At 53.2% G+C, this 22,600-nt stretch carries 19 protein-coding genes; 16 read left to right on the top strand and 3 right to left on the bottom strand.

Annotated elements, in window-relative coordinates; translation table 11 throughout:
- Positions 1 to 137 precede the first annotated feature (137 nt).
- The 6 genes from greA to B1748_RS12275 all read left to right on the top strand — a co-directional run bounded on the left by greA (position 138) and on the right by B1748_RS12275 (position 5,860).
- The gene (gene greA / locus B1748_RS12250) at positions 138 to 617 is read left to right on the top strand and encodes a transcription elongation factor GreA (RefSeq protein ID WP_087568198.1); all 480 of its coding nucleotides are present in this window, start codon (positions 138 to 140) and stop codon (positions 615 to 617) included.
- Between the two features lie 88 nt (positions 618 to 705).
- Positions 706 to 987 carry an alpha/beta-type small acid-soluble spore protein gene (locus B1748_RS12255; protein WP_087568199.1) on the top strand — a complete coding sequence of 94 codons (282 nt, stop codon included), beginning with the start codon at positions 706 to 708 and terminating at the stop codon, positions 985 to 987.
- Positions 988 to 1,148: 161 nt separating this feature from the next.
- Positions 1,149 to 2,204 (top strand): NAD(P)/FAD-dependent oxidoreductase, encoded by a 1,056-nt coding sequence (locus B1748_RS12260; protein WP_087568287.1) that lies wholly within the window; start codon positions 1,149 to 1,151, stop codon positions 2,202 to 2,204.
- Positions 2,205 to 2,463: 259 nt separating this feature from the next.
- Positions 2,464 to 3,627 (top strand): winged helix-turn-helix domain-containing protein, encoded by a 1,164-nt coding sequence (locus B1748_RS12265; protein WP_179215552.1) that lies wholly within the window; start codon positions 2,464 to 2,466, stop codon positions 3,625 to 3,627.
- Between the two features lie 60 nt (positions 3,628 to 3,687).
- The gene (locus B1748_RS12270) at positions 3,688 to 4,965 is read left to right on the top strand and encodes an MFS transporter (RefSeq protein WP_087568201.1); all 1,278 of its coding nucleotides are present in this window, start codon (positions 3,688 to 3,690) and stop codon (positions 4,963 to 4,965) included.
- Positions 4,966 to 5,011: 46 nt separating this feature from the next.
- Positions 5,012 to 5,860, top strand: a complete 849-nt coding sequence (locus B1748_RS12275) for a TolB family protein (protein ID WP_087568202.1) — start codon at positions 5,012 to 5,014, stop codon at positions 5,858 to 5,860.
- Between the two features lie 239 nt (positions 5,861 to 6,099).
- On the opposite strand, the gene B1748_RS12280 is transcribed toward B1748_RS12275, so the two are convergent.
- Entirely contained in the window at positions 6,100 to 7,146 is a 1,047-nt protein-coding gene (locus tag B1748_RS12280) for an LLM class flavin-dependent oxidoreductase (RefSeq protein WP_087568203.1), read from the bottom strand.
- A 188-nt stretch (positions 7,147 to 7,334) separates the two neighbouring features.
- Between B1748_RS12280 and B1748_RS12285 the strand changes: the two genes are divergently transcribed.
- From B1748_RS12285 to B1748_RS12320, 9 genes are all read left to right on the top strand, one after another.
- Positions 7,335 to 7,784, top strand: coding sequence for a DUF1284 domain-containing protein (locus tag B1748_RS12285; RefSeq protein WP_087568204.1), 450 nt, complete (start codon positions 7,335 to 7,337; stop codon positions 7,782 to 7,784).
- Positions 7,781 to 8,158 carry a DUF4180 domain-containing protein gene (locus B1748_RS12290; RefSeq protein WP_087568205.1) on the top strand — a complete coding sequence of 126 codons (378 nt, stop codon included), beginning with the start codon at positions 7,781 to 7,783 and terminating at the stop codon, positions 8,156 to 8,158. Before B1748_RS12285 ends, B1748_RS12290 begins: the two co-directional genes overlap by 4 nt.
- A 303-nt stretch (positions 8,159 to 8,461) precedes the next feature.
- Positions 8,462 to 12,541 carry an S-layer homology domain-containing protein gene (locus B1748_RS12295; protein ID WP_143810290.1) on the top strand — a complete coding sequence of 1,360 codons (4,080 nt, stop codon included), beginning with the start codon at positions 8,462 to 8,464 and terminating at the stop codon, positions 12,539 to 12,541.
- Positions 12,542 to 12,979: 438 nt separating this feature from the next.
- Positions 12,980 to 13,135, top strand: coding sequence for a paeninodin family lasso peptide (locus tag B1748_RS36400; RefSeq protein ID WP_179215553.1), 156 nt, complete (start codon positions 12,980 to 12,982; stop codon positions 13,133 to 13,135).
- 133 nt (positions 13,136 to 13,268) lie between these two features.
- Positions 13,269 to 14,240 (top strand): phosphoenolpyruvate carboxykinase (ATP), encoded by a 972-nt coding sequence (locus B1748_RS12300; RefSeq protein WP_087568207.1) that lies wholly within the window; start codon positions 13,269 to 13,271, stop codon positions 14,238 to 14,240.
- Positions 14,241 to 14,292: 52 nt separating this feature from the next.
- Entirely contained in the window at positions 14,293 to 16,095 is a 1,803-nt protein-coding gene (locus B1748_RS12305) for an ABC transporter ATP-binding protein (RefSeq protein WP_087568208.1), read from the top strand.
- 622 nt (positions 16,096 to 16,717) lie between these two features.
- Positions 16,718 to 16,939 carry a hypothetical protein gene (locus B1748_RS12310; protein WP_143810291.1) on the top strand — a complete coding sequence of 74 codons (222 nt, stop codon included), beginning with the start codon at positions 16,718 to 16,720 and terminating at the stop codon, positions 16,937 to 16,939.
- A complete protein-coding gene (locus tag B1748_RS12315; protein WP_087568210.1) occupies positions 16,921 to 17,661 on the top strand; it encodes a lysoplasmalogenase in 741 nt (246 codons plus the stop codon). The genes B1748_RS12310 and B1748_RS12315 overlap by 19 nt, the downstream gene beginning before the upstream one ends.
- 243 nt (positions 17,662 to 17,904) lie before the next feature.
- Positions 17,905 to 18,570, top strand: coding sequence for a hypothetical protein (locus B1748_RS12320; protein WP_087568211.1), 666 nt, complete (start codon positions 17,905 to 17,907; stop codon positions 18,568 to 18,570).
- Between the two features lie 72 nt (positions 18,571 to 18,642).
- Here B1748_RS12320 and pepT read toward each other — a convergent pair whose 3' ends face one another.
- The gene (gene pepT / locus B1748_RS12325; protein WP_087568288.1) at positions 18,643 to 19,875 is read right to left on the bottom strand and encodes a peptidase T; all 1,233 of its coding nucleotides are present in this window, start codon (positions 19,873 to 19,875) and stop codon (positions 18,643 to 18,645) included.
- A gap of 265 nt (positions 19,876 to 20,140) precedes the next feature.
- Here pepT and B1748_RS12330 point away from each other — a divergent pair, with 265 nt between their 5' ends.
- Positions 20,141 to 21,637 carry an FAD-dependent oxidoreductase gene (locus B1748_RS12330; protein WP_087568212.1) on the top strand — a complete coding sequence of 499 codons (1,497 nt, stop codon included), beginning with the start codon at positions 20,141 to 20,143 and terminating at the stop codon, positions 21,635 to 21,637.
- Here the strand turns inward: B1748_RS12330 and B1748_RS12335 are convergent.
- Positions 21,634 to 22,476, bottom strand: coding sequence for a helix-turn-helix domain-containing protein (locus B1748_RS12335; RefSeq protein WP_087568213.1), 843 nt, complete (start codon positions 22,474 to 22,476; stop codon positions 21,634 to 21,636). The genes B1748_RS12330 and B1748_RS12335 overlap by 4 nt on opposite strands.
- Positions 22,477 to 22,600 lie beyond the last annotated feature (124 nt).

The raw sequence follows: 22,600 nt of genomic DNA on the forward strand, positions 1-22,600 counted from the left end.
CGCACCCAAGTAGAAATGTGGTACACTACTAGGAGTGCGTCGGCCGAAATGGCCGGGAGCAGTTTGTAAAGCAGTACAGAGAGGACACAGCCGGCTAGTCGGGCGTGATTATAGAGTAGAAAGAGGAGATCGCGGCAATGACCAAAGAAGAATTGATTCTGACGGCGGAAGGCTTAAAGAAGATCGAAGACGAGCTAGAGGAGCTTAAGACGGTCAAACGCAAGGAACTGGCACAGCGTCTAAAGGTAGCCATCAGCTACGGCGATCTGAAGGAGAACAGCGAGTACCATTCCGCCAAGGACGATCAGGCGTTTATGGAGACGCGCATCCTGCAGCTCGAGAGAATGCTGAAAATTGCGCGGGTAGTCGATGCGGGAAGCATCGCGCTGGATAAAGTCGGCGTAGGTTCGATCGTTACGTTAAACGATATCGAATTCAACGAGAAGATTGATTACCAAGTGGTGGGGCCTGCGGAAGCGGATGTCGCGGACAACAAAATTTCGTACGAAAGTCCGCTGGGACAAGAGCTGATGGGCAAGAAGGTCGGCGATATCATAGACGTCAACGCGCCGGTGGGCATTATTCGGTATGAGCTGCTGGAGATCAAAGTTAACTAATTTTTCGAATGTACAGCCAACGCTTAATTTATCGCTTTCTGGGCATGTTATAGCTAATCGACAGTACCCAGCGAAGGAGCGATAAACAATGGCGAGAAGAAGAAAGTATGCCGTGCCCGGAGCCGAGCAAGGAATGGCGGCGTTCAAGGCGGAAGTGATGAAGCGGGAAGGCTACCAGGTGGACCCGAATCGGCCGGACAGCGTGAAGTTCGAGGTGGCCAAGGAGCTAGGCGTCCCGCTCAAACCGAACGGCAACGGAAATTTGACGACCGAAGAAGCCGGACATATCGGCGGGCGGATCGGGGGCTCCATGGTGAAAGAGCTTATACGCCTCGCCCAGGATCAGTTAGCTAAGGGAGATCCCCATTAGAAGAGCCAACAGCACATACATGGTACACGAAGCAGCCGGAGTCGTCTCGGACGATTTCCGGCTTTTTTGTGTCCAAAGTTCAGTAATGATTTTCATTCTCATATATTTGTGGTACGATTCTTTTAAGAGAAATCCTAATTAAGGAGTTATGCCCAATGACAATAGATGCAGAAGCGGTATACGACGTAACCGTGATCGGCGGCGGGCCGGCCGGCTTGTATGCCTCGTTCTACGCGGGACTGCGCGAGATGAAAGTGAAAATTATCGAGTTCCAGCCATTCCTGGGCGGCAAGGTTCATGTCTACCCGGAGAAAATGATCTGGGACATCGGCGGTCTGACGCCTGTTACCGGCGAGCAGCTGATTGACCAGCTCGTCCAGCAAGGCCTGACGTTCTCGCCGGCAGTCGTAACCGGGGAGAAAGTAACGACCATCAGCAAGAACGAAGAAGAACTGTTCGTTCTGCATACTTCCTCCGGCGCCGAGCACTATTCGCGAACGGTCATTCTGGCTGTGGGGGGCGGCATCCTTAAGCCGACCAAGCTGGACATTGAAGGCGCGGACCGCTTCGAGGTCACCAATCTGCATTACACGGTCAAGTCGCTCGGACGGTTTAGAGACAAGGTTGTTCTTATCTCCGGTGGCGGCAACGCGGCGATCGATTGGGCCAACGAGCTGGAGCCGATAGCCAAGAAGGTGTATTTGACGTACCGGAAGGAAGTTCTGAAGGGCCATGAGGCGGAAGTGTCGAAGCTCAAGAGAAGCTCTGCCGAGGTTCTGCTCAACTCGTCGATCGGCAAGCTGATCGCGGTGCCGGGTCAGGAAGCCATAGGCTCGGTCATGATCAAAAACCACGAAGACGACTCCGAGATGGAACTCGCGGTCGACGAGGTCATTATCAACCACGGCTTCGAGCGCGACTCCGACCTGCTGGAGAAGAGCGAAGTGAAAATCAAAATGCACGAGGCGTGGGGCATCGCGGGTTCCTCTTCCAGCGAAACGTCCGTGCCTGGTCTATATGCCGCGGGCGACATCCTGGCGCACGACGGCAAGCTTCACCTGATCGCGGGAGCGTTCCACGATGCGGCCAATGCCGTTAACAAGGCAAAGCAGTTCATCACGCCGGAAGCCAACGCCTACGGCATGGTGTCTTCCCATAACGATGTTTTCGCCGAGCGCAATCAAGAATTAAAGAAAGCCATGTACGCGGCCAAGTAATCGAAACCATCCCCGTGGACGGGAAACCCCATATAGAAGAAGCGTATCCGTGCCGGGCGGTGCGCTTCTTTTTATTGCTTGGGAAATGATGCAACTGCAACGTGTCAGATGGGGATTGCGAACGGAAATGAGGGCTATACCTATACATTGAGGATTAGCGTCTCACCTGTCCGTTAGAAAGGATAAGCGGATCGGTTGCTCCCAGGGTGCCCCTTTTCTATAATGGATGTACTTATCTGCGCAAGAAGGAGGGCGTTCCATGGGACCCGTGCGGCAACCGCTGCAACTAGATCGAGACACGCTGGAAGCGTCCTTCCGCGGAAGAAGCGTGGCGCTGCTGCCCAAGGAGTTCGCGCTGCTGGACTTCCTATGCCGCCACGAAAGCCGGTCTTTCAGCCGTGAACAGCTGCTGGACGCGGTGTGGACGATGGAAGCGCCCGTGGACCGAACGGTCGACGACCATATTTACAGGCTGCGGAAGAAGCTTGCGCTCTGGGAGACGGAGCTCGGCATCGAGACGTTGCGCAGCGTAGGTTACAAGTTCGTCTACAAGAAGCGGGAGGCATCGGCCAATCCGCTGCTGGGGCTTCCCGCATTCAACGAAGACATGCGCGGCGTCGCCGATACATATCTGCGATATGGTCGCGGGGACGCGCTGCTTGCGCTATACAAGAACAGGGAGATGTTCGGCTTCGACGTAGACCCCGGCTTCGGCTTGCTGATCCGCGCGATGGAGGGCGATGTCCGGTTCGCTGTGGATCCCGAGGCCGCTTCGCTGAAGGATCGGGCGTTCCTGCTTCTGTATCTGTATCAATACCTCGATCCCGGGGGCAATCGTCCCTTCATCGAAGCGGCGCTGCGCGATCGAACGCTGCCGCCGGTATGGCAGAACGAGTTGGAGACGATGACGATCATTCATCTGCTGCTGGAATGGGAGGATTACGAGGAAGCGCTGCTGCGTCTGGAGGACCGGATCTCGGAGGCGCGCGAGCGCGGCTGGGAAGGATTGTTTCCCTATTATGCCAATCTGAGGTTGGCGCACGCTCTGCATGCGGAAGGGGATGAGGATTGCCGGCTTGCTCTTCAACAGGCCCAGGAGGAGCTGCGCAGGTACCCGTACAGAAGGGAGGAAGGGCAGTTTCTTTTGCTCAAAGGACTGTTCGTCTATTCTACCGATCCCGCCGGCGGCCTGGCAAACATGGAACAAGGCGTAGCCGTGCTGGGACAGTCGCAATTCGTCCTACACCTTCTGCACGGGCTGCACACGATTCTAGAATTCGCCAGACAGAGAGGCTGGGACGGAGTGCGCCGTCGTTTCGAGGGGGATTGGCAGCGGCTCATACGCTCGATTGGGCTCGACGAGATCCAAGACGAGATGAGGCGCCAGTTGGGCGAATTTTTTGACGAAGAGGCGGTCCTCTGATCTCCTTCTGACAATAGACGGTTACGGTAGTGGAAACGATATGGATGGAGGAATTTCGTCATGAAAGTTTCCGCTCCGGGAGCTGCACGTATTTGGCAGCCGTTGAGAGAACGAGGGTTTCGCAGGTTATGGACGGGCCAAACCCTGTCCGACTTGGCGAATTGGCTGGATTTTGTCGCGATCAGTACGCTGATCGTGTATGCATGGGGGCACGGCCCCGCGGAGATGGCGCTCTACTCGGCATGCGTCGGGCTTCCGTGGGTCGTCATCGGCCCATGGGCCAGCGTCAGGGTTCGAAGATTCCGCGGCAAAACGATACTGATCCTATGCGACGCGCTGCGCGCCGTCATCGTATTCGTGATGGTATGGGCCGATTCGCTGCCCGTATTGCTTGCGCTAGTGTTCCTCAAGATGAGCGTCAGCTCCGTCTTCGATCCCGTCCGGCAGCAAGCCGTGAAAGGGCTGGTAGGAGCCGAACGGCTGGCGCAGGCGACTTCGCTTAGCGGCATTTCGGCGAATTTGACCAAGATCGTCGGACCGATGCTGGGCGGGATATCCGCGCTGTGGCTGGGGCAAGCCGCGCCGTTCGTTATAGGCGCCTCCTTGTATGCTTTATCTGCCGCCATGCTTGCAGGATTGCCGCGGTGGGGAACGGAAGCGCGAAGGGCGGAACGCGGCAGAGGCGGGGCACTGCGTCAAGCGATAGCCCATTTGAAGGGAAGACCTCTGCTCCGGGCCGGCATGGTCTATATGGGGCTGACGTATGCGCTCATCTTCGTGTACGACAATCTGTTCGCCGTGCTTGCGAAGGACGCCGGGCTGCGGGAGGAAGGCTTCGCGCTGCTGATCGGCTGCGTGGGCGCCGGAAGCGTCGCGGGGGCAATCGCCGCCGGTTATTGGGACGGCTGGCGCCATCGGCCCATCGTCCGAATGGCGCAGGCTGGCCTGCTATCCGGTTTGGTGCTCGCGTTGGCGGGCTTGTCGGGACTGGGCTGGCTGCCCGCGAATCTCCCGGGCTGGCTGCTGGGGGCCGCGCTCATCGGCTACTGCGGATCGCAAGCCGCCGTTCCGTTCGGCTATCTCATGCAGACGGAGACGACGGAGGACACCATTGCTCCCATGTCGTCGCTGGCATCAGCCGTGCAGACGAGTTCCATGCTGATCGCTCCCTTCATCGGCGCCGCGGCAGCGACATACTGGAGTCCGGGAGGCGTATTCCTTGCGGCCGGCTTCGTTATGCTGACCGTTGGCGGAATCGTCTGGACAAGGGGCGCCGCTCCCGGGGGAAAGGCGGCTTTTTCCGCAACGGAAGCACGGGAAAAGCGTTTAACGTTGTAGCAAGCATATCGGCAAGGTCAAGGCCAAGGGAAGGGACTGGGCGAAAATGAGGAAGGTCAGAAGTTATCTAGAAACATTGGATGTGCATACCGGGCAGCGTACCGTGCTGGCCACGTTCGATAGGCGCATTGAGGCGCCGAATTGGACGAGAGAAGGAAAGCTGATCTATAACAGCGGAGGGAAGCTTTATGCCTTCGATCCGGAGACGGGCGTCAGCGAAGAGATACCGTCCGGCTTCGCCAACCGGTGCAATAACGATCACGTGCTCTCTCCGGATCATACGGAGATCGCGGTCAGCCACCATACGGCGGAGGACGGGAAGTCCCGAATTTATGTATTTACTTTGGCAGGAGGAGAGCCGGTCCTGGTGACAGAGGAGGGGCCCAGCTATCTGCATGGCTGGTCGCCGGACGGAAGCACGCTGGCCTACTGTGCCGAGCGTAACGGGCAATACGATATCTATACCATTCCGGTATCGGGCGGCCGGGAGAAGCAATTGACCGACTCGCCGGGATTAAACGACGGGCCGGAATATTCGCCGGACGGCCGACACATCTGGTTTAACTCCGTTCGCAGCGGTCTGATGCAAATCTGGCGCATGAGGTCCGACGGTTCCGAGCAAACGCAGATGACGTTCGACGAGAGCAACAGTTGGTTCCCGCATGTACCGCCGGACGGCGATACGGTCGTCTACATCGCCTACCGCAAGGGAGATGTGGACCCCGGCGACCATCCCGCGAACAAACACGTGGAGCTGCGCTCCATGTCCAGCGAAGGCGGAACCTATCGCGTGCTGGCGGAGCTCTTTGGCGGACAGGGAACGATCAACGTCAACTCTTGGTCGCCGGACAGTACCCGTTTTGCATTTGTCAGCTATGAGCTTGTCGACGAATAGACGATAGCCGAGCTGGACAAGATGCCGCTGGCGTTATATGCCATAATCGCAAACAAAGCCTCCGATTCTGCAAAAGTCCGCAGAATTGGAGGCTTGTCTTGTGGTCGAGGACGGCCAACGGCGTGCTGGTTCTGTAACAAATCCGATTCCACGGGGTCGTTACGCCTCACACGTTTCGTTTGCGGCGACAGGCACATCCCGTGCTTGCTCGATGGCGCATGCAACGACAGATCGACAGATTACCCTTCGATGCGAGCCAGCTCTTTATGAACGATGGGTGCTACCTTGGTGCCAAGCAGCTCAATGGAGTGAAGAATCTCGCGATGCGGCATCACTCCCACGTCGAGGTGAAGGAAGAACCGCGTGAGACCGAGGTTCTTGCGAAGCAAGACGATTTTTTCGGCCACGAATTCAGGATCGCCGACATACAGCGCTCCGCGCAGCGTACGAGCGGCATCAAACGCCGATCGGTCATAAGCCGGCCAGCCGCGCTCGCGTCCAAGTTTATTCATCTGCGCTTGTGTGGGAGGGTAGTACAGGTCGGCCGCCCCATCTGTCGTATCGCCAATAAAGCCATGGGAATGCGACGCGATCTGCAGCTTGCGCGGATCATGTCCGGCCTGTATGGCGGCGCGCTTATACAGATCAACAAGCGGAGCGAAGCGCTCCGGCATACCGCCGATAATGGCGAAGACGACCGGCAGCCCCAGCATGCCCGCGCGCACGGCAGATTCCGGGCTGCCGCCGGTGGCGATCCAGACGGGAAGCGGATCCTGGACGGCTCGCGGATAGATGCCCAGGTTGTCAAATGCGGGACGGTGGCCTCCGCGCCAGCTTACCTTTTCGGACTTGCGAATCGCGAGCAGCAGCTCCAGGTTCTCTTCGAACAGGGAGTCGTAGTCGTCCAAGCTGTATCCAAAGAGAGGGAACGACTCGATAAATGAACCGCGGCCCGCCATGATTTCGGCTCTGCCGTTCGACAAGCTGTCAAGCGTGGCGAAGTCTTGATAGACCCGCACGGGGTCGTCCGAGGAGAGGACGGTGACAGCGCTTGTCAGGCGGATATGCTTGGTCGCAGCGGCAGCTGCCGCCAACGTGACGGCGGGGGCAGAGGCTGCATAATCGGATCTATGATGTTCGCCTATGCCGTATACGTCGAGACCGACCTGATCGGCAAGCACGATTTCCTCCACTGCATTGCGCAGTCGTTCGGCATGGCTATCCGGGCCATTTGTTGCTTCCAGGAACGTGCTGATGCCGATCTCCATTTTTTTTTCTATAGTCATTGGATAAGCCTCCTTGTTGTGTTGTAGTAATATTACTTATTTATCAGTTTACTATAAAATATAATGTTTCTCAACAATAGTAAGTAAAACAGCCTAAGTTCGGTTTTTGTATTGCGGGATGCGGATCCCTCTGCTATATTTTGATCAATATTTATTTGACTATGACTGAAAGGTAAGGGGGTGCCGGCATGGGTGCGATCGCGTTAAGGGGTCATCATTTGCTCTGCCTGCTGGGTTATCGGGGTAAAGGCTATTCGGACGGATTCTGCGCCAACATGACCGGGATTTACGAGACGCTGCGGCTCCATCCGGAGACCGTGATTGAAGTGATCGACGGTCCCGACGATATATGCCGGGCGTTCCCGAGCGACCAGCCTTCCCATTGCCGTAATGATTCCGTGTACCGCAAGGATCGCGATATTTTGGCGCAGGTGGGGCTTGCGATCGGCAGCCGCTCCAGTTGGAGCGGCGTTTTATCAAGGGTGGCGAGCAACGTAGGGCCGGACGATATCCGGACATTATGTTCGGACTGCCGCTGGGAGCCATATGGACTGTGCAAGGAGGGCGTGGCGCATATCCAGGGTGTGCAAGAGCTGCGTCCGCTGCCGGAGGGCGAAAATAAAGGAGGGTCAAAATGAACATACGATTAGATGTGCGGGGTGATTCCCGCGTCGCGATTATCGAGAGCGAAGGAGTAATCGTGAGCGACGTGCAGGACGCGCTGGACTTGATGGCTACAGTGAGCTACGATACGGACGGCTGCAACAAGCTGTTGATCCGCAAGGAGGCCGTGAACGAACGCTTTTTTGAGCTGAAGACGAAGCTGGCGGGCGACATCCTCCAGAAATACGTGAATTACGGGGTCAAGCTTGCCATTATCGGCGAATACGGCGGTTACGACAGCAAGAGCTTGAAGGACTTCATCTACGAATCGAACCAAGGCAAGCAGGTGTTCTTTTTGCCGGACGAGCAGGCTGGATTGGATGCGCTTCATGGGATGCAGGTCAAATGATTAATCAGGCAGGAATTTTGTAAAGGCGGGAATTTTTTAAAATTATGAACCATCCGCAGCGGGCCGGAAGGTTCTTTTTTTCTACGACGGCACAATTATCTAACATGATTTCCTATCTTTTGCCGAAGGTATAAGGTAAAGAGCGGAGCGGCTGAATTATTTTATCGTAAACAGCAAGGTGAAGAAGGGAAAAGTGTTCGTAATAGAGAATATCAAGTATCCATGGGACTAAATGGTGATAGTTCCAAATTATAAAATTGTGGAGGATGAATGCAGCCCGTGCTAATTCGAAGAATGCAAAGGATGAGGATCTTATTTTTAATTATGGCCATGGGATTGTCATTGATTGGAAATATGGGAAGCACCGGCATAGCGCATGCTTACCAAGAGACGATTCAAGGGGCAGGCACACTGCAGACAGAGCTGCCGCAACCGGCTGCAACTCCAACGTATACCTTAACGTTGGATGGTAGCTTGACGGACTGGGTATATGATGAACAAGCAAGTGCCATCTATGCGATTTCCTCGGAGACCAACAAGCTGTACTTCATCCATGCGGACACGCTAACCATTGCGAATACAGTGTCTATTGGAAGCATGCCATCCGACATCGAGCAATACGGCGATCAATTGTTTATCGCCCTATCAGGGGCAACTGGCATCCAAGTCGTTCAAGCAAGTACCGGCGAGAAGAAGGAACTGTTAGCGACAACAGGTCAACCCAAACGACTGACGGTTACGAAAGACCTGGTACTGTATTCGACGGCGGATGACAAGTTGTACCGTCTGGATCAAAACACTAGAGCCAGCAATCTGGTTTATTCCAGAACCTTTATCGGCAGAGCTGTATTAAAAGCCAATGAGGCTGCAAAGCTTGTTTATGTAGGCGAACAAGGCTCAAGCGGATCGGATCTTTACGCAATCCACTATGAGACTAATCAATTAGTGGACAACAGCACTTATGATGGAGGTTACGGCTTCGGGTTTCCTTCGCCTTACATCGGCTTCGATGGAACGGATGTCTTCTTTGGGGGATCTCGGTTGAACGGGACTAGCTTGGCTCAGATTCATGGGGCATATCCCAGATTTACGGATTATTTATACCTCGATTCCAAGCTGATGGATATGAACGCCTCCGTTGTAGCGACTAGTGAGGGCATAATCGACAAGCATCAATATACGCCTTTGATTACTTTCCCATATGAGGCGCTTAAGGTACTTTTGGGCACAGGCGGCCGTACCTTTCTGCAACCGGATGTTCATTCCTCCAACATAATCGAGGCTTATGACTTTAATGTGCTTGGCATGAAGCCCACATTAGAGTTCACCGCAGGGCCGGGAGGATCCGTAGTCAGTAATTATACCATCGATAGCTGGACAACAAGCGATTCGGATCCGAACATTTATCTGGTTTCTTCTTACACGAATGAGCTGGCTGTCTTGAGTAAAGCGGACTTTTCGCTCCAGCACAAGCGTTATGTGGGATCCAAACCAACCGATATTTCATTGCTGGATGGAAAGCTGTATATCGCGTTACGAGGGGAAACCCATATTGGCATCATCAACGTAAATGATATCCAAGGTGATATAAAGCGAGTTTTAATCAACTCCAACCCGGAGCAGGTCATTCCATCCAAAGGAAATATTTTTTACTGGGGACAGCATGCAAGCTGGAATTTCCGTGCAACAAACGGCACCAGCGATGTGGCGGTAGGCGATCAACTGGCTTATTTTGGTTCTGCTTATTACGATGCAGTTTCAGATGTGCTATATATGGCGAGGAACGGTGTGATCCAAAAAATAAATCCCTATACGTTGACCGTGTTACCGCCGGTAACCGTACCCGGGCTGAAGTGCAGCTCCCGCATGCTTATAAGTGGCGACAGCATGTACTACTGCAATAAAAAGGCAAGTCTTTCCGATCTAAACTCGATTGCGGGCACATACCCGGATTCGATCACCCATGTATTCGGAGATTATGTTTTCAGTGCGACTGCTATTTACGATAAGGAAACCTTCACCAAGACGACAGGACTGCCGTTTGCTATGAGGGAAGTATTTCAAGATAGCGACGAGATGTTGTACGTATCCAACGAGAAACAGCTGTACAAGTTCCAGGGTGTAGAAGGCATGAACGAATATATTCGGTCGAAGATGACTCCGGCCCAGCTCGAAGTCGTTGATCTTGGCCATTTGCCGAATCAGGTTAAGGGAATCGCGATCCTCCATCCGGCAGAGGATGATGATCATCTTAACGGCTACAGCCTGTTTTACCTGGATGCTGACAAAATCAAAATCTCCCCAGTCCAAGCATGGGGAGAATACGATCCGGACTACAACTACTACGTGTATAATCTCAACATCCCGAATATTCCTGGGAATGCTGTATATATTGGAGCTTTCTCTAATCCCAAAAACCAGTCTCTGACGGATATTCCGCCAGCAACTGCATTGATTTGGGACGTCCCGGCCTATTTCGCTAGCGAATTTTCGTTCGCAGCGGGCTCTGCCATCAGTGGAAGTGTGAAGGGCACGGTTAGCTGGAAGCCTGGCACGGAATATTCCAATACAACCTACAAGCTTTGGTTCTATGGCAACGAGGGGACGATTGGAGATAGTCTGGCCACAAGGGCAGGCGGCCAAACTTCGTATGTCTACGAACTCCCGTTAACCGCTCTCCCTGACGGCGCCATGGGCCTGGCTTTAACGCAAGAACGCGAGGGGTCCAGCGCTTATTATTATCAGATTATCATTTTCGACGGCTATATGACGCCGAATATCGAAGCAAGGGATATCATGATTACGAAAAATTCCAGCTCTGATGATGTAGTGCGGGTCACTAATGTTAGTCCCGGCGACAAGATCAGCGTATACACGGACGGAGGATATTTACTTGGAGCGTTGGATGTCCCAACTGGGAGCCACACGGTAACTTTGAAGATTTACGATATCGGTAATCCCGGACAAAAATTGATCGTCACTAAAACATCTCCCGGGAAATATGAAAGCGACGGTACCGCTGTAACTGTTCCGCAGTTGAATGGAGGCGGCGGAGTGATCCCGAATCCAGGTGGAGGGAACCCGAACCCGAATCCGAATCCAGGCGGTGGCGGCAACGGGGGGATTCTTCCTCCTTCGGGAGGTTCGGGCCTGCCGTCTCCTAAAGAGCCGACAGACGAGGCGGAGCAAACTTTACTGGAGGCGAAGATTGAGCAGATTAATGGCGAACGGATTGGGAGAGTTGCAATCGCGAATGATGAACTGACGTCCCAAGCAGATACGGATTCCTTCGCTGAGGATCGTACGCTTCGTTTGGAGACCGGCAGCATCGAGCCGATTATCGTATTCGAGCTTACGGGCAGCGGCGTTCGGAATCTGTTAAAGACAAGTCGGGACACGCGTCTCGAGTTTACGACGCCCTCGGGCTCCATCATCATTCGCGCAGAGGAATTGCAGGATGCGGTAGAGGGAGCCGGCCAAGCGGAGCGCTTCGAGATTAGGCTGGAGCGTGTGGAATCCAAGAATGAATTGGAGGAGGCGTTAACGCTAGGAACCGAACTCCTCGGAGTGCCGGTCGCCTTCGAGGCTTATGCTGTAGTGAGCGGTAAAAAACAAGAGTTAAATGACTTTGCTTCCTATGTGGAGCATGTGCTTACTTTTAAAATGGCTAAACCGTCTTATGACTCGCTGGCGGGTCTCATGCTTGCCCAAGACGGAAAGTCGTACGTACCCGTACCGGTCAAGTTCGAGTATGCGGACGGCGTGTTAAAGGCAAGTCTGTTCCGGAAAGGGAACTCCATCTACGCCGTTGCAAAGAACAACGTCTCTTTCAACGATTTGCCTAATGCTGCGGCGTACAAAAAAGGCATTCAGTTTCTGGCCAACAAAATGGTGGTAAACGGCTTCCCTGACGGCTCGTTCAAGCCGGACCAGTCCGTTACGCGCGCTGAATTCGCAGCCATGCTGAACCGCGCTTTGGGGCTTCTGCCATCGACGGACCCAGTTGAGACCGGCTTCCATGATGTCAAGAGGCAAGACTGGTTCGCCGGGAACGTGAACTCAGCGGTTGAAGCTGGTCTAATTCTGGGTTATGAAGATGGCAGCTTCAGGCCCGCTGATACCATTAATCATCAAGAGATGCTTACCATGCTTGTCAGAGCTCTGAACTATGCCGGCCATTCCCTTCCGGCTTCCTCTCCGTTGGACGTGGCGATTCAGGAGCAACTGGAGGACTGGTTTGAGCCATCCTATTCGAGTGCTCAAGGAGTAGGACTGCTGAAAGGTTCAGGTGACCCGTTTGTTTTCTCCGCTAAGGCAGAAGCGACTAGACAGCAGTGTGCGTTGCTCCTTCATCGCATGCTGAATGATATCTTATTTACGTAACGAACGGAAATAGCTATGGCGAGGCAGCGGTATTGACCGTTTGTCTCGCTTTTTTGCGTTTTTTGGCAGCGTAATCGGCAAAGCGTGGGAGCCTCCGCTTGCCGTAATGTGGCGGAAGTACTAGCCGAGCGGCACTATTGCCGTTCGCTTGCAGCCCGTTGTTTTGCAAAAAGAAAGTGAAGGAGAGGCGCCTTCAATCCATGATTGACAATTTGTAAAGATGGCAGTAAGATGAGGTAGAGTTGTTCTTAATTAAGAACAACCACGCAGAATAGGATTCTTTTTACAGGCTATCGTTGTGTTCTTGAAATATAGGAAAGTATATCATCTTGCCATACTTTCTCTATGTTTCTCGTAACGAAACGCGCTTCGCCGTAAAAGGTCGGCGCAGTCGGTTCACCTGGTTTAGCATCTCATACCCGAGTGGAGGTGTTGTGTTTGGGGAAAAAACAGTGGGTAACGCCAAAGTTGGAAACACTCGACATTAAGATGACTGCGACGGGAAAAGGAAAAGGCAAAGGGAAAGGCGGCTCCGGATCGGGCTCCGGTTCAGGCTCAGGCTCGGGATCGTCGAGCATCGGCTTCGGCAGCTAGGACAGACGTAAAGGCCATATGATTCGATAAGTCCTTATCCCTATCTGTAAGGGGTTTGGGCTTATTCGAACAGATAGATGCATTTTGGAATTCTTAATAATGAACAATTATAGAGGAAAATCGGAGGCCTGCCATGATCGAGCAGTGGAAGGGATACACCTATAAAGCTTTCGGATTACATATTGCCACAGAAATCCCGTTTCTAGGCGCCAAGCCGGCGGAGGACCGATCTCATAACACCGATGTTTGGGTCGAATGGGGAGATTTGACCGCTCTATGGGAGGAGGTATCTAATCCGGACGACGCGTTCGTCGTACTGGATGACAAAGTGCTGTTTCGGATTGGGCAGACGGCCGTCTATTCGGTGGAAGCGGGTACCCGGGTCATCGTTAGCCCCGAAGAAGGCGCGCACTTGGAGCGTATTCGCCTGTTTCTCGACGGTTATTGCATGGCGATTCTGCTGCTGCAGCGAAATATTCTCCCGTTGCACGGCAGCGCGATCGCCAAAAACGGCCTGGCGTATGCGATTGTCGGCAGTTCGGGCGCAGGCAAGTCGACGCTGACGAAGGCTTTGCTCGATCAGGGGTTCTCTTTCGTCAGTGATGACATTATTCCCGTCGCCCTGTCGGATGCGGATAATGAGTTGGCGATCGTCTGGCCCGCGCTCCCCGAGCAGAAGCTGTGGCAGGAGAGCCTGAGCGAATTAGGGGTCAGCCGGGAGGGACTTCGTGTCGTCTACGAGCGGCAGACGCATTCGAGCGAATTGACGGAAGAAATTCGTACGAAATATGCGGTTCCGGTTGCGAGGTTTAGCCATGCCCCGATGCCTCTTGCCGGCATATTCGAGCTGGCGAAGCGGGAAGACGCCACTAAGCTTGTTCCTATAGAAGGAGCGGAGCGACTGCGCACACTTGCTCTCCACACCTTCCATCGCTCTCTGATCGAACCTATGGGCTTGCTGGAGTGGCATTTCCGGACAATCGCGGGATTGGCAATCCGGACGGACATGATGCTGCTAGGCAGGCAGCGGGATCAATACTCTGCGCCGGCACTTGTCCAGCTAGTGCTCGAAAATCTCCTTATAAATCGGGAGAACGCGTCATGAGCGGCGGTGCTGCGCGAGTTGTAAACTCCCCCGTTATCGATTGTCTTCGCCTATGAGCCATATTTTCGGTTTTGCAAGGCAAGTCTATCGTTTTGCGGGGCCTGTGCTTTGGCTCAATTCGGTCGCGCTGCTGCTAGTCGGCCTGCTGCAATCGGTAGGACTTCTGCTCATTCTTCCGCTGATCGCCATTACAGGGCTTGTCGAATTCGATACCGGCAGCATGCCATATGTTGGATGGCTGTTCCAATGGTTCGAGGATGTGCCCAGGACGCAAAGCTTGACGCTTATTCTTGCGATTTATGTATTGATCACCGTCTGCCAAAGTCTATTCAACCGTCATCAGACGATACTGAACAAAAAAATACAGCAGGGCTTCGTTCGCAAGCTCCGGGAAGATACTTACAAGGGGCTGCTTCGTGCAAACTGGGATTTCTTTATTCGGCACCGGAAGTCGGACATCGTCAAAATCATGACGACGGAGATCGCCCAGGTAAAAAACGGCTTAAGCGCTTATTTTCAATTCGCGTCTTCGCTAATCTTTGCTGCGGTTAAAATCGTTCTTGCGTTTCTGCTTTCTCCGTGGCTAACGGCGGGCATCCTGACCGCGGGCCTGGTTTTGCTGGTCTGCTCGCGTTATTTTACGCGAAGATCGGAGGAGTTCGGGGAGCAAAATTTACAGCTGTCGAGGGTGTACGTCGCCGGTATTACGGATCATCTGAACGGAATCAAGGATATCAAAAGCAATACGCTGGAGCAGGCGCATGCGGACTGGATGGGCGACGTATGTCGTCAAGCTGAAGATAACGCAGTGGCATTTACGCGGCTTAAGACGAACTCGCAGATGCTTTATAGCGTCGTGTCCTCGGTGCTGCTCGCCGGCGCGGTTTATCTTCTTGTCCACTTGTTCCAGTCGCAGCCCGCCCAGCTGCTTCTTGTCGTGTTGTTGTTTTCGCGGTTGTGGCCAGTCGTTGTCCGCATGCAATCCCGATTGGAGAACCTGTCGAACATGATTCCGTCATTCGAAGCGCTGGTGGAGCTTCAGAACGAATGCGAGCGTTCGCGGGAATTGCAAATCGAGAGCTTTAGCAATGTACGTCCCATCAGGCTGAATGAGGCAATAGAGCTGAACGGAGTCTGGTTTCGTTACGACCTTCGCAAGGAAGCGTATGCGCTGCGAAACGTGGACATTGTCATTCCGGCGCAGGGCATGACAGCTATCGTGGGTCCTTCGGGCGCAGGCAAAACGACGATGGTCGACGTGCTCATGGGGCTAAACCGTCCGGAGAGGGGGGCGGTGCAGTTGGACGGGAAGCCGCTGACGGAGGATAATCTGCTGTCATTGCGGCGTTCCGTCAGCTATGTGTCGCAAGAGCCCTTTCTCTTTAGCGCCAGTATTCGCGAGAACTTGTTGTTGATGGAGCCGGACGCTTCGGACGACAAGCTTTGGAACGCGCTGGAGCTTGCCTGCGCCGCCGATGTAGTTCGCAGGCTGCCGCAGGGGCTGGATACGGAGATCGGAGATAAAGGCGTTCGGCTCTCCGGTGGCGAGAAGCAGCGTCTGGTGCTGGCGCGGGCTCTGCTGCGGGAACCGTCTGTTTTGATTCTCGACGAGGCGACAAGCGCGCTGGACACGGAGACGGAGCGGAGGGTGCAGGAGACGCTGGAGCGACTGCGAGAACGAATAGCTGTCATCGTTATCGCGCACAGGCTATCGACCATTCGGAAAGCGGATCAAGTTATCGTCGTGGACCAAGGAGCGATCGTCCAGAGAGGCCGTTATGCGGAGCTCGCGAACGACCGCCGCAGCTTGTTCGGCCGTTTGCTGGGCCAACAGGAATTGGTTGCGCAAGGCTGAGCGGCGAGTCCGTTTCCGGCACGAGGAACAGGTTTGAATGCAATATGACGACTTTTTATCCGTTTACGGCGGATAAGGAGTCTTCTTTTTTGACCGCTCCTATTGGAGATAAAAACTTCCGATTAAACGCAGGGCACATTCTCGAGCACTGGTGGGGGCCGATCGTATGCTTAATCCAGAAATAAATAACGGGAAAAGCTCCTTTAAATCGTAAATGAATCGAGCTATTTGCACGAATTAATGGGAAAAGTGCCCAATAATCGTATAGGTTTTGAATGAATGTAGGGTTACATTCGGAATTTGAGGGCGAAAATCCCTCTAAAACCCAGGAGGCGGCGAGAATGGAGCAATTAGAGGGCGGTTTTCCCTTTATTCATGAGGAATGGTGGCCACCTTCTATAAGAAGATGTTTTTCTTGGCTTTTGAACGTCCTTGGACAAGGGTGTGCATCTTTTCGTTGACAGTCGGGCTCCGCTGTGTTGCAATCGTAGGTAGTGTAGTCAATATTAGCGGATAGCGGGCGAGCGAGGCTTAAGTTGACCCCATTTTTTAAGCGCTTACATTCCATTCATCACTCGCGGCCGAACGACTAGAATCTACTGTTTCTGCCGCTTTGGCATGCTTGCCGAACGTTATCGCGTTCGTGGGCGTATTCTATTTTATAACCGGTCTGCCTGACGCATCCGCCGCATGGCTGATGGTCATGCTGCTCCATCAATGGGCGGCTCCGACAAGCGCGCTCGTCAGGGACTGGGGGGCAGGGAGCATTCGGGCTGATCCTGCAGCGATGAAAACACTGCAGCAACATAAGGGGGATAGAACGAAATGGATAAAAAACGTCTGATCACGCTTATCGTCCTCACGGCGATGGTCCATCTGGCGACGTTATCGGTGGACCAGCAATGGCTGCATTGGTTATTTAAGCTGCTGCCCATGGCGCTTATCATCGTGCTTGCGGCGGCATCTTCGGGAGACGGGAGACACGGTTCGGTCTATCGAAAGCTAGTCCTGGCAGGTCTGGTCTTTAGCATCGGCGGAGATACGTTCCTGCTGCTGCCGAACGATCCGTGGTTCGTATATGGTCTGGGCTCTTTCCTGGTGGGACACCTGTTTTACGTAGCGGCGATGATGACGCGCTGGCGGGGGCGCAGCGAGCTGAAGAACAAGGAAGGGAAGCGGCATGGCATGGCAATCGGATTTACGTCCGGCATTCTGATCGTCGGCTATTCCCTTGCGTTAGGAAGCCGATTTTACGACAGCATGATGGCCGACGACAGCCAGAAGGGTCTCTGGATCCCCGTTGTGGTTTATATCGTCGTCATCGGGGCCATGGGCTGGTCGGCCATAATGAGCCGAAGCGTGTTGGCCGCGGGCGGAGCGCTGCTGTTTATCGCATCGGATTCCTTGCTGGCCTGGAATAAATTCGTTGGCGAATTGCAGTTCGCAGGTGTACTGATCATGGCTACGTATTTCGCGGCGCAGCTGCTTATTGCTTCCAGTATCGAGCGTGGGGGGGAGAGGCGGATGTTGCAGAAGGATGCTTCCGCCGCGTCGCATAATGGATAGGTGTCACAAGAAAATGAGAAGGACGTAACCAAACCGAAGGTTTGGGAGCGTCCTTTTTAATTTATAGGAAATAATATGATTTCGCCGTACTTTCCCTATAATTCTCGGAACGAAACGCGCCCCGCCTCCAAAGGAAGGCGTAACCGTTTCACCTTGCACGACGCACGCTAACGCAACCAATGGCTTTGATATTCGTTTAATAACAAGAGACTTGCAAATATGATTATACGAGGAGGGGGATCGGTGAAAAAGTCTGTGTTGTGGTCTGTCGGACTGGGCTGCGCCACCCTTTTGATTGGTGCCTGTATCATTGTTTTTTTACAACCTAAAGAAATCAAGGTGGACAGAGTTTACGGATCGGGTATAAACATGAACGAATACAGCCTTTCCATTAGCCCGGCGGGTGAAAATATGATCCCCAGCACGCAGGAACAATATAACGAGGTAAGTGACGATTCGGCCATTAATATTTCGTATGCGGTCGTTTACGAGCAAAATAAATGGTTCAAGAACGATCGGCGCAGCCTTAAGTTACTTCGATTCGAGAGACCGTTTCCGGTCGATCAAAACGCCAAAGTGCAAGACTTTTATTATAGGCTGGTGGATGAATCGATTGACGTGTACGATGATCGCACCGCTGTTTTTACGCGATTGTATGAAAAACGCGAATCCTACAACAATTTATTCGATGTGATTCCGCAGTCCATCGTTATTCCTGGAGGAAAAGATATTAAGGAAGCAAGGCTGTGGATACAACAGCACAATCCTCAGTTTTTAAATCTGAAGGATAAAACGATTATCGATCCATCTGTGCTTAGTAGCTGGCAACAGGATGATTACCGCCAAAGCTATAGCGACTTATCTACGGAAGGACTTTCGCTTGAGGAAATCATCGAACATGCATCCTGATTCTCTCGTAACAAACAACAGACCTCGCGGCGCAAACCGCCCGAGGTCTGTTGCATGTGTGGAAGACGAGCGCTACGCGCGAGCTTCGTATCGCTTAACAATCTCAATGATCGTCTTGACGGCGAGCTCCATCGTATCGACGGAGACGTATTCGTAACGGCCGTGGTAATTCTCGCCGCCGGTAAACAGGTTTGGCGTCGGCAGTCCCATAAAGGAGAGCTGGGAGCCGTCGGTGCCCCCGCGGATCGGTTCGACGAGCGGCTTAACGCCCAGGCTCTCCATCGCTTCCCGGGCAATCTCGACGATATGGAATACGGGTTCAATTTTCTCTCCCATGTTATAGTAACGATCCTTGAGTTCCAGCACGATGCGTTGCTCGCCGTATTTGGCCGCCATGGCTTCTGCCACTCGCGTCATCTCCGCCTTGCGGGCATCGAATTTCTCGCGGTTGTGATCGCGGATGAGATAATGCAGGCGCATCTGCTCGACGTCTCCCGCCATATTGTTCAGGTGATAGAAGCCTTCGTAGCCTTCCGTATGCTCAGGCACCTCTTGCGGCGGCAGCATGGCATGGAACTCCATCGCCAGCTTCGTCGCGTTGATCATCTTGTCCTTGGCGGTGCCGGGGTGTACGTTCTTACCGTTGATCGTTACATTGGCGGAAGCGGCGTTGAAGCTCTCGTACTGCAGCTCGCCGAGCGGACCTCCGTCCATCGTATAGGCGTATTCCGCTCCGAAAGCGGCTACGTCGAACTTGTGCGCGCCCCGGCCGATCTCTTCGTCCGGCGTAAAGGCGACGCGAATCTTGCCGTGCTTGATCTCGGGATGGGCGATCAGGTAAGCCATCGCGGTCATGATCTCGGCCAGGCCCGCCTTATCGTCCGCTCCCAGCAGCGTAGTGCCGTCCGTTGTCATCAGCGTGCTGCCAATATGGCCGGAAAGCGCCGGGAACTCGCGCGCCGATAGGACAATTCCCTGTGCAGCGTTCAGAACGATGTCGCTGCCGTCGTACGCATCGACGACCTGCGGGTTTACATTCGCTCCCGTCATATCGGTGGCCGTGTCGACGTGCGCGAGAAAGCCGATCGTCGGCACTTCCTTGTCGGTATTGGCAGGAAGCGTCGCCATTACGTAACCATTATCGTCGATCGTGACGTCTGCCATGCCGATGCTCTTCAGTTCTTCCACCAGCATGCGCAACAGCGTCATTTGTCCCGGCGTGGAAGGACAGCTCTCGCTGTTCTCGTCGGATTGCGTATCTACTTGCACGTATGTAGTCAGCCTTGAGATTAGCTCTTGCTTCATGCTCATTCGTTAATCAGCTCCTGTTACCGTTCTTGCTCCAAGTATAATACAAAATGGATCCAAGCCGAAATGCATTGCGGCGAAGCACTGAAATCAATTTATCATGGTCATTCCGTTTTTTCAAAACGATTTTTCCATAAAAACAGCATTTCATAAAAACAGTAAGATTCATCAAGTGTAAGAGGAAGATCCATCATTCTCGTCATAGCAGCATGCGGTTTATAATGGCTATTGTAAGAAAAATAGCATATTGAGGAGGATTCATGTGAATCAAGAGAAACAGTATGATATTGTAATTTACGGAGGGACGGCTGCAGCTATTACAGCGGCTGTTCAAGCGAAGATAATGGGAAAAAGCACGGTAGTCATAGAGCAAGGCCAGCGAATTGGGGGTTTGACCAGCGGAGGCCTGGGAGATACAGATGTGGGGATGAAACAAGCGATCGGCGGCTTGTCCTTGGAATTCTACCAGCGGGTAGCCCGCAAATATTCGCAAGACGATGCCCGTTGGCTGTTTGAACCTAAGGTGGCGCTCGAGGTTTTACATGATTTGGTGCGGGAACACAACATCGAGGTTATCTATGGAGAAAGGCTGGATTTAAAGGATGGCGTGGTCAAACAAGGTTCCACAATTACCTCCATTCGTGCGGAATCCGGAAACGTTTATAGAGGCAAGATGTTTATAGATGCTTCTTACGAAGGGGATCTGTTGGGCAATGCCGGCGTCTCTTATTTTGTAGGGCGGGAGTCGAATTCGCAATATGGTGAAACATTAAACGGCATCCGTCCCGGCAATGAGCTGCCGAGCGGAATCGATCCCTACGTCATTAAAGGGGATCCCTCGAGCGGCTTGATTCAGCGCGTCAATCCAAACCCCGGCGGTAACATAGGCGACGGGGATACCAAGCTTCAAGCTTATAACTTTCGCATGTGTTTGACGAACAATCCGGACAACCGCATAGAGATTGAAAAGCCGGAGGGATATAACGAGGCCGATTATGAAATATTGTTCCGTGCCATCGAGCAAGGACAAAACACGAAGTTTTTCAAGCTGAACATGGTAACCTCGGATAAGACGGATTCCAATAACAACAGCGGCATTTCTACGGATTATAACGGAATGAACCATATCTATGCGGAAGCGGATTATCATACTCGGGAACAGATTTTGAATGCCCACCGTATCTATCAGCAAGGTTATGTGTGGACGATACAGAACCATCACCGCGTGCCGGAGGAAATTTCCGCGGTTTACAAGCCGTGGGGCTTGCCGCGCGATGAATTTATCGAAAGCGGCCATTGGACTCCCCAATTGTACATTAGAGAATCCCGCAGAATGATCGGGGATTATGTCGTGACGGAGCATGATGTCAGACTGGAAAACCCGGTAGCGGATTCGATAGGAATGGGCTCCTTCGCCATAGATTCGCACCACACGCAATATTATGTCAATGAAGACGGTCATGTAAGCACCGAGGGCGGATTTTACATTAAATTAAAGGCCCCTTATCCGATCAGCTACCGGGCGATTGTGCCGAAGCAATCGGAGTGCACCAATCTGCTTGTACCGGTATGCGTTTCCGCTACCCATGCAGCCTACGGCTCGATCCGGATGGAGCCCGTATTTATGATTCTGGGCCAATCCGCCGCAACCGCGGCCGCGCTGGCGCTTGATGGGGACGGCATCGTTCAGCATGTACAGGTCGAGCAATTGCATACCGTACTTACACGGGATAATCAGGTTTTGTACGAGGACGCCTAATCCAGGTCTTCATACTGATTGAACCGGAATCCGAATTTGCGCCGGTATTCGCCCGGGGGATGTCCATACCGTTCCCGGAACACTCGGCAGAAATGCGCATAGCTCTGGAAGCCCGTTTTGTCGGCGACCTGCTCCAGCGCAAGATTGCTGTATAACACCTGCTGCTCTGCCAGATTCAGCCTAACATCTATGCAGTAGGCGAATAACGACCCGCCAAAAGCGGACTTGAACAAGTAAGAGCATCGAGAGACGCTAAGGCCGACGGATGCCGATATTTTCTCCAAGCTAAGCGGTTCATGGGCATGATTGTCGATGTATTGCTTGAGCTTGTATGCGATATCGGCTCCCTTGGAGCGCTGATTGATTTGGATGGCTTGCTCCAATGTCAGGCAAAGCGTTCTAAGCAGATAATCCATAATCTCTTCCTGGTGCTGCGTCACCTTTTTCTTTTCGCTGATCAAATGTTTCCATAAGGTTATGACCGTATCGTCAAAGCCGATGTTCGTTTTGGTTGGCAGGTCTTTGTAGTTCCACCACGAATCCAGCCATTCCCCTTTGCCGGTCATAAAATAGTCCCTGACGGGTTGAATCGCACCCGATGCCGGAGAGGTTCTTGGCTGCACATCCAGCTCATACGGCTGATCGGGCGAATAGATAAGCAAGTCGCCAGGGATAATGGTTTCGTACTTTCCAGCCACAAGCGCGCGGCACGTTCCCTCTGCCTGGAGCCGAAATAGGTAGAAGTTCAGCCCGTCTTTGTACTTCACGGAGTGCGGCTTCGTGTGCGTGAAATAATTGGCGTAGATGACGGAAGATCCGTATTGGACTGCTTTTGTCATATTGGGACGTTCCTCCTGGAGATAACCGTTCTGCTCCGATTATATATTTTCTTCTGGGTGATGGACAGGCGAAACCAAAAAATGGCGGCATAGGGCATCCCCCCTATACCGCCATCCCTTTAGC

The sequence above is a fragment of the Paenibacillus sp. MY03 genome, from assembly GCF_002165585.1.
Taxonomy (GTDB): Bacteria; Bacillota; Bacilli; order Paenibacillales; family Paenibacillaceae; genus Pristimantibacillus; species Pristimantibacillus agaridevorans.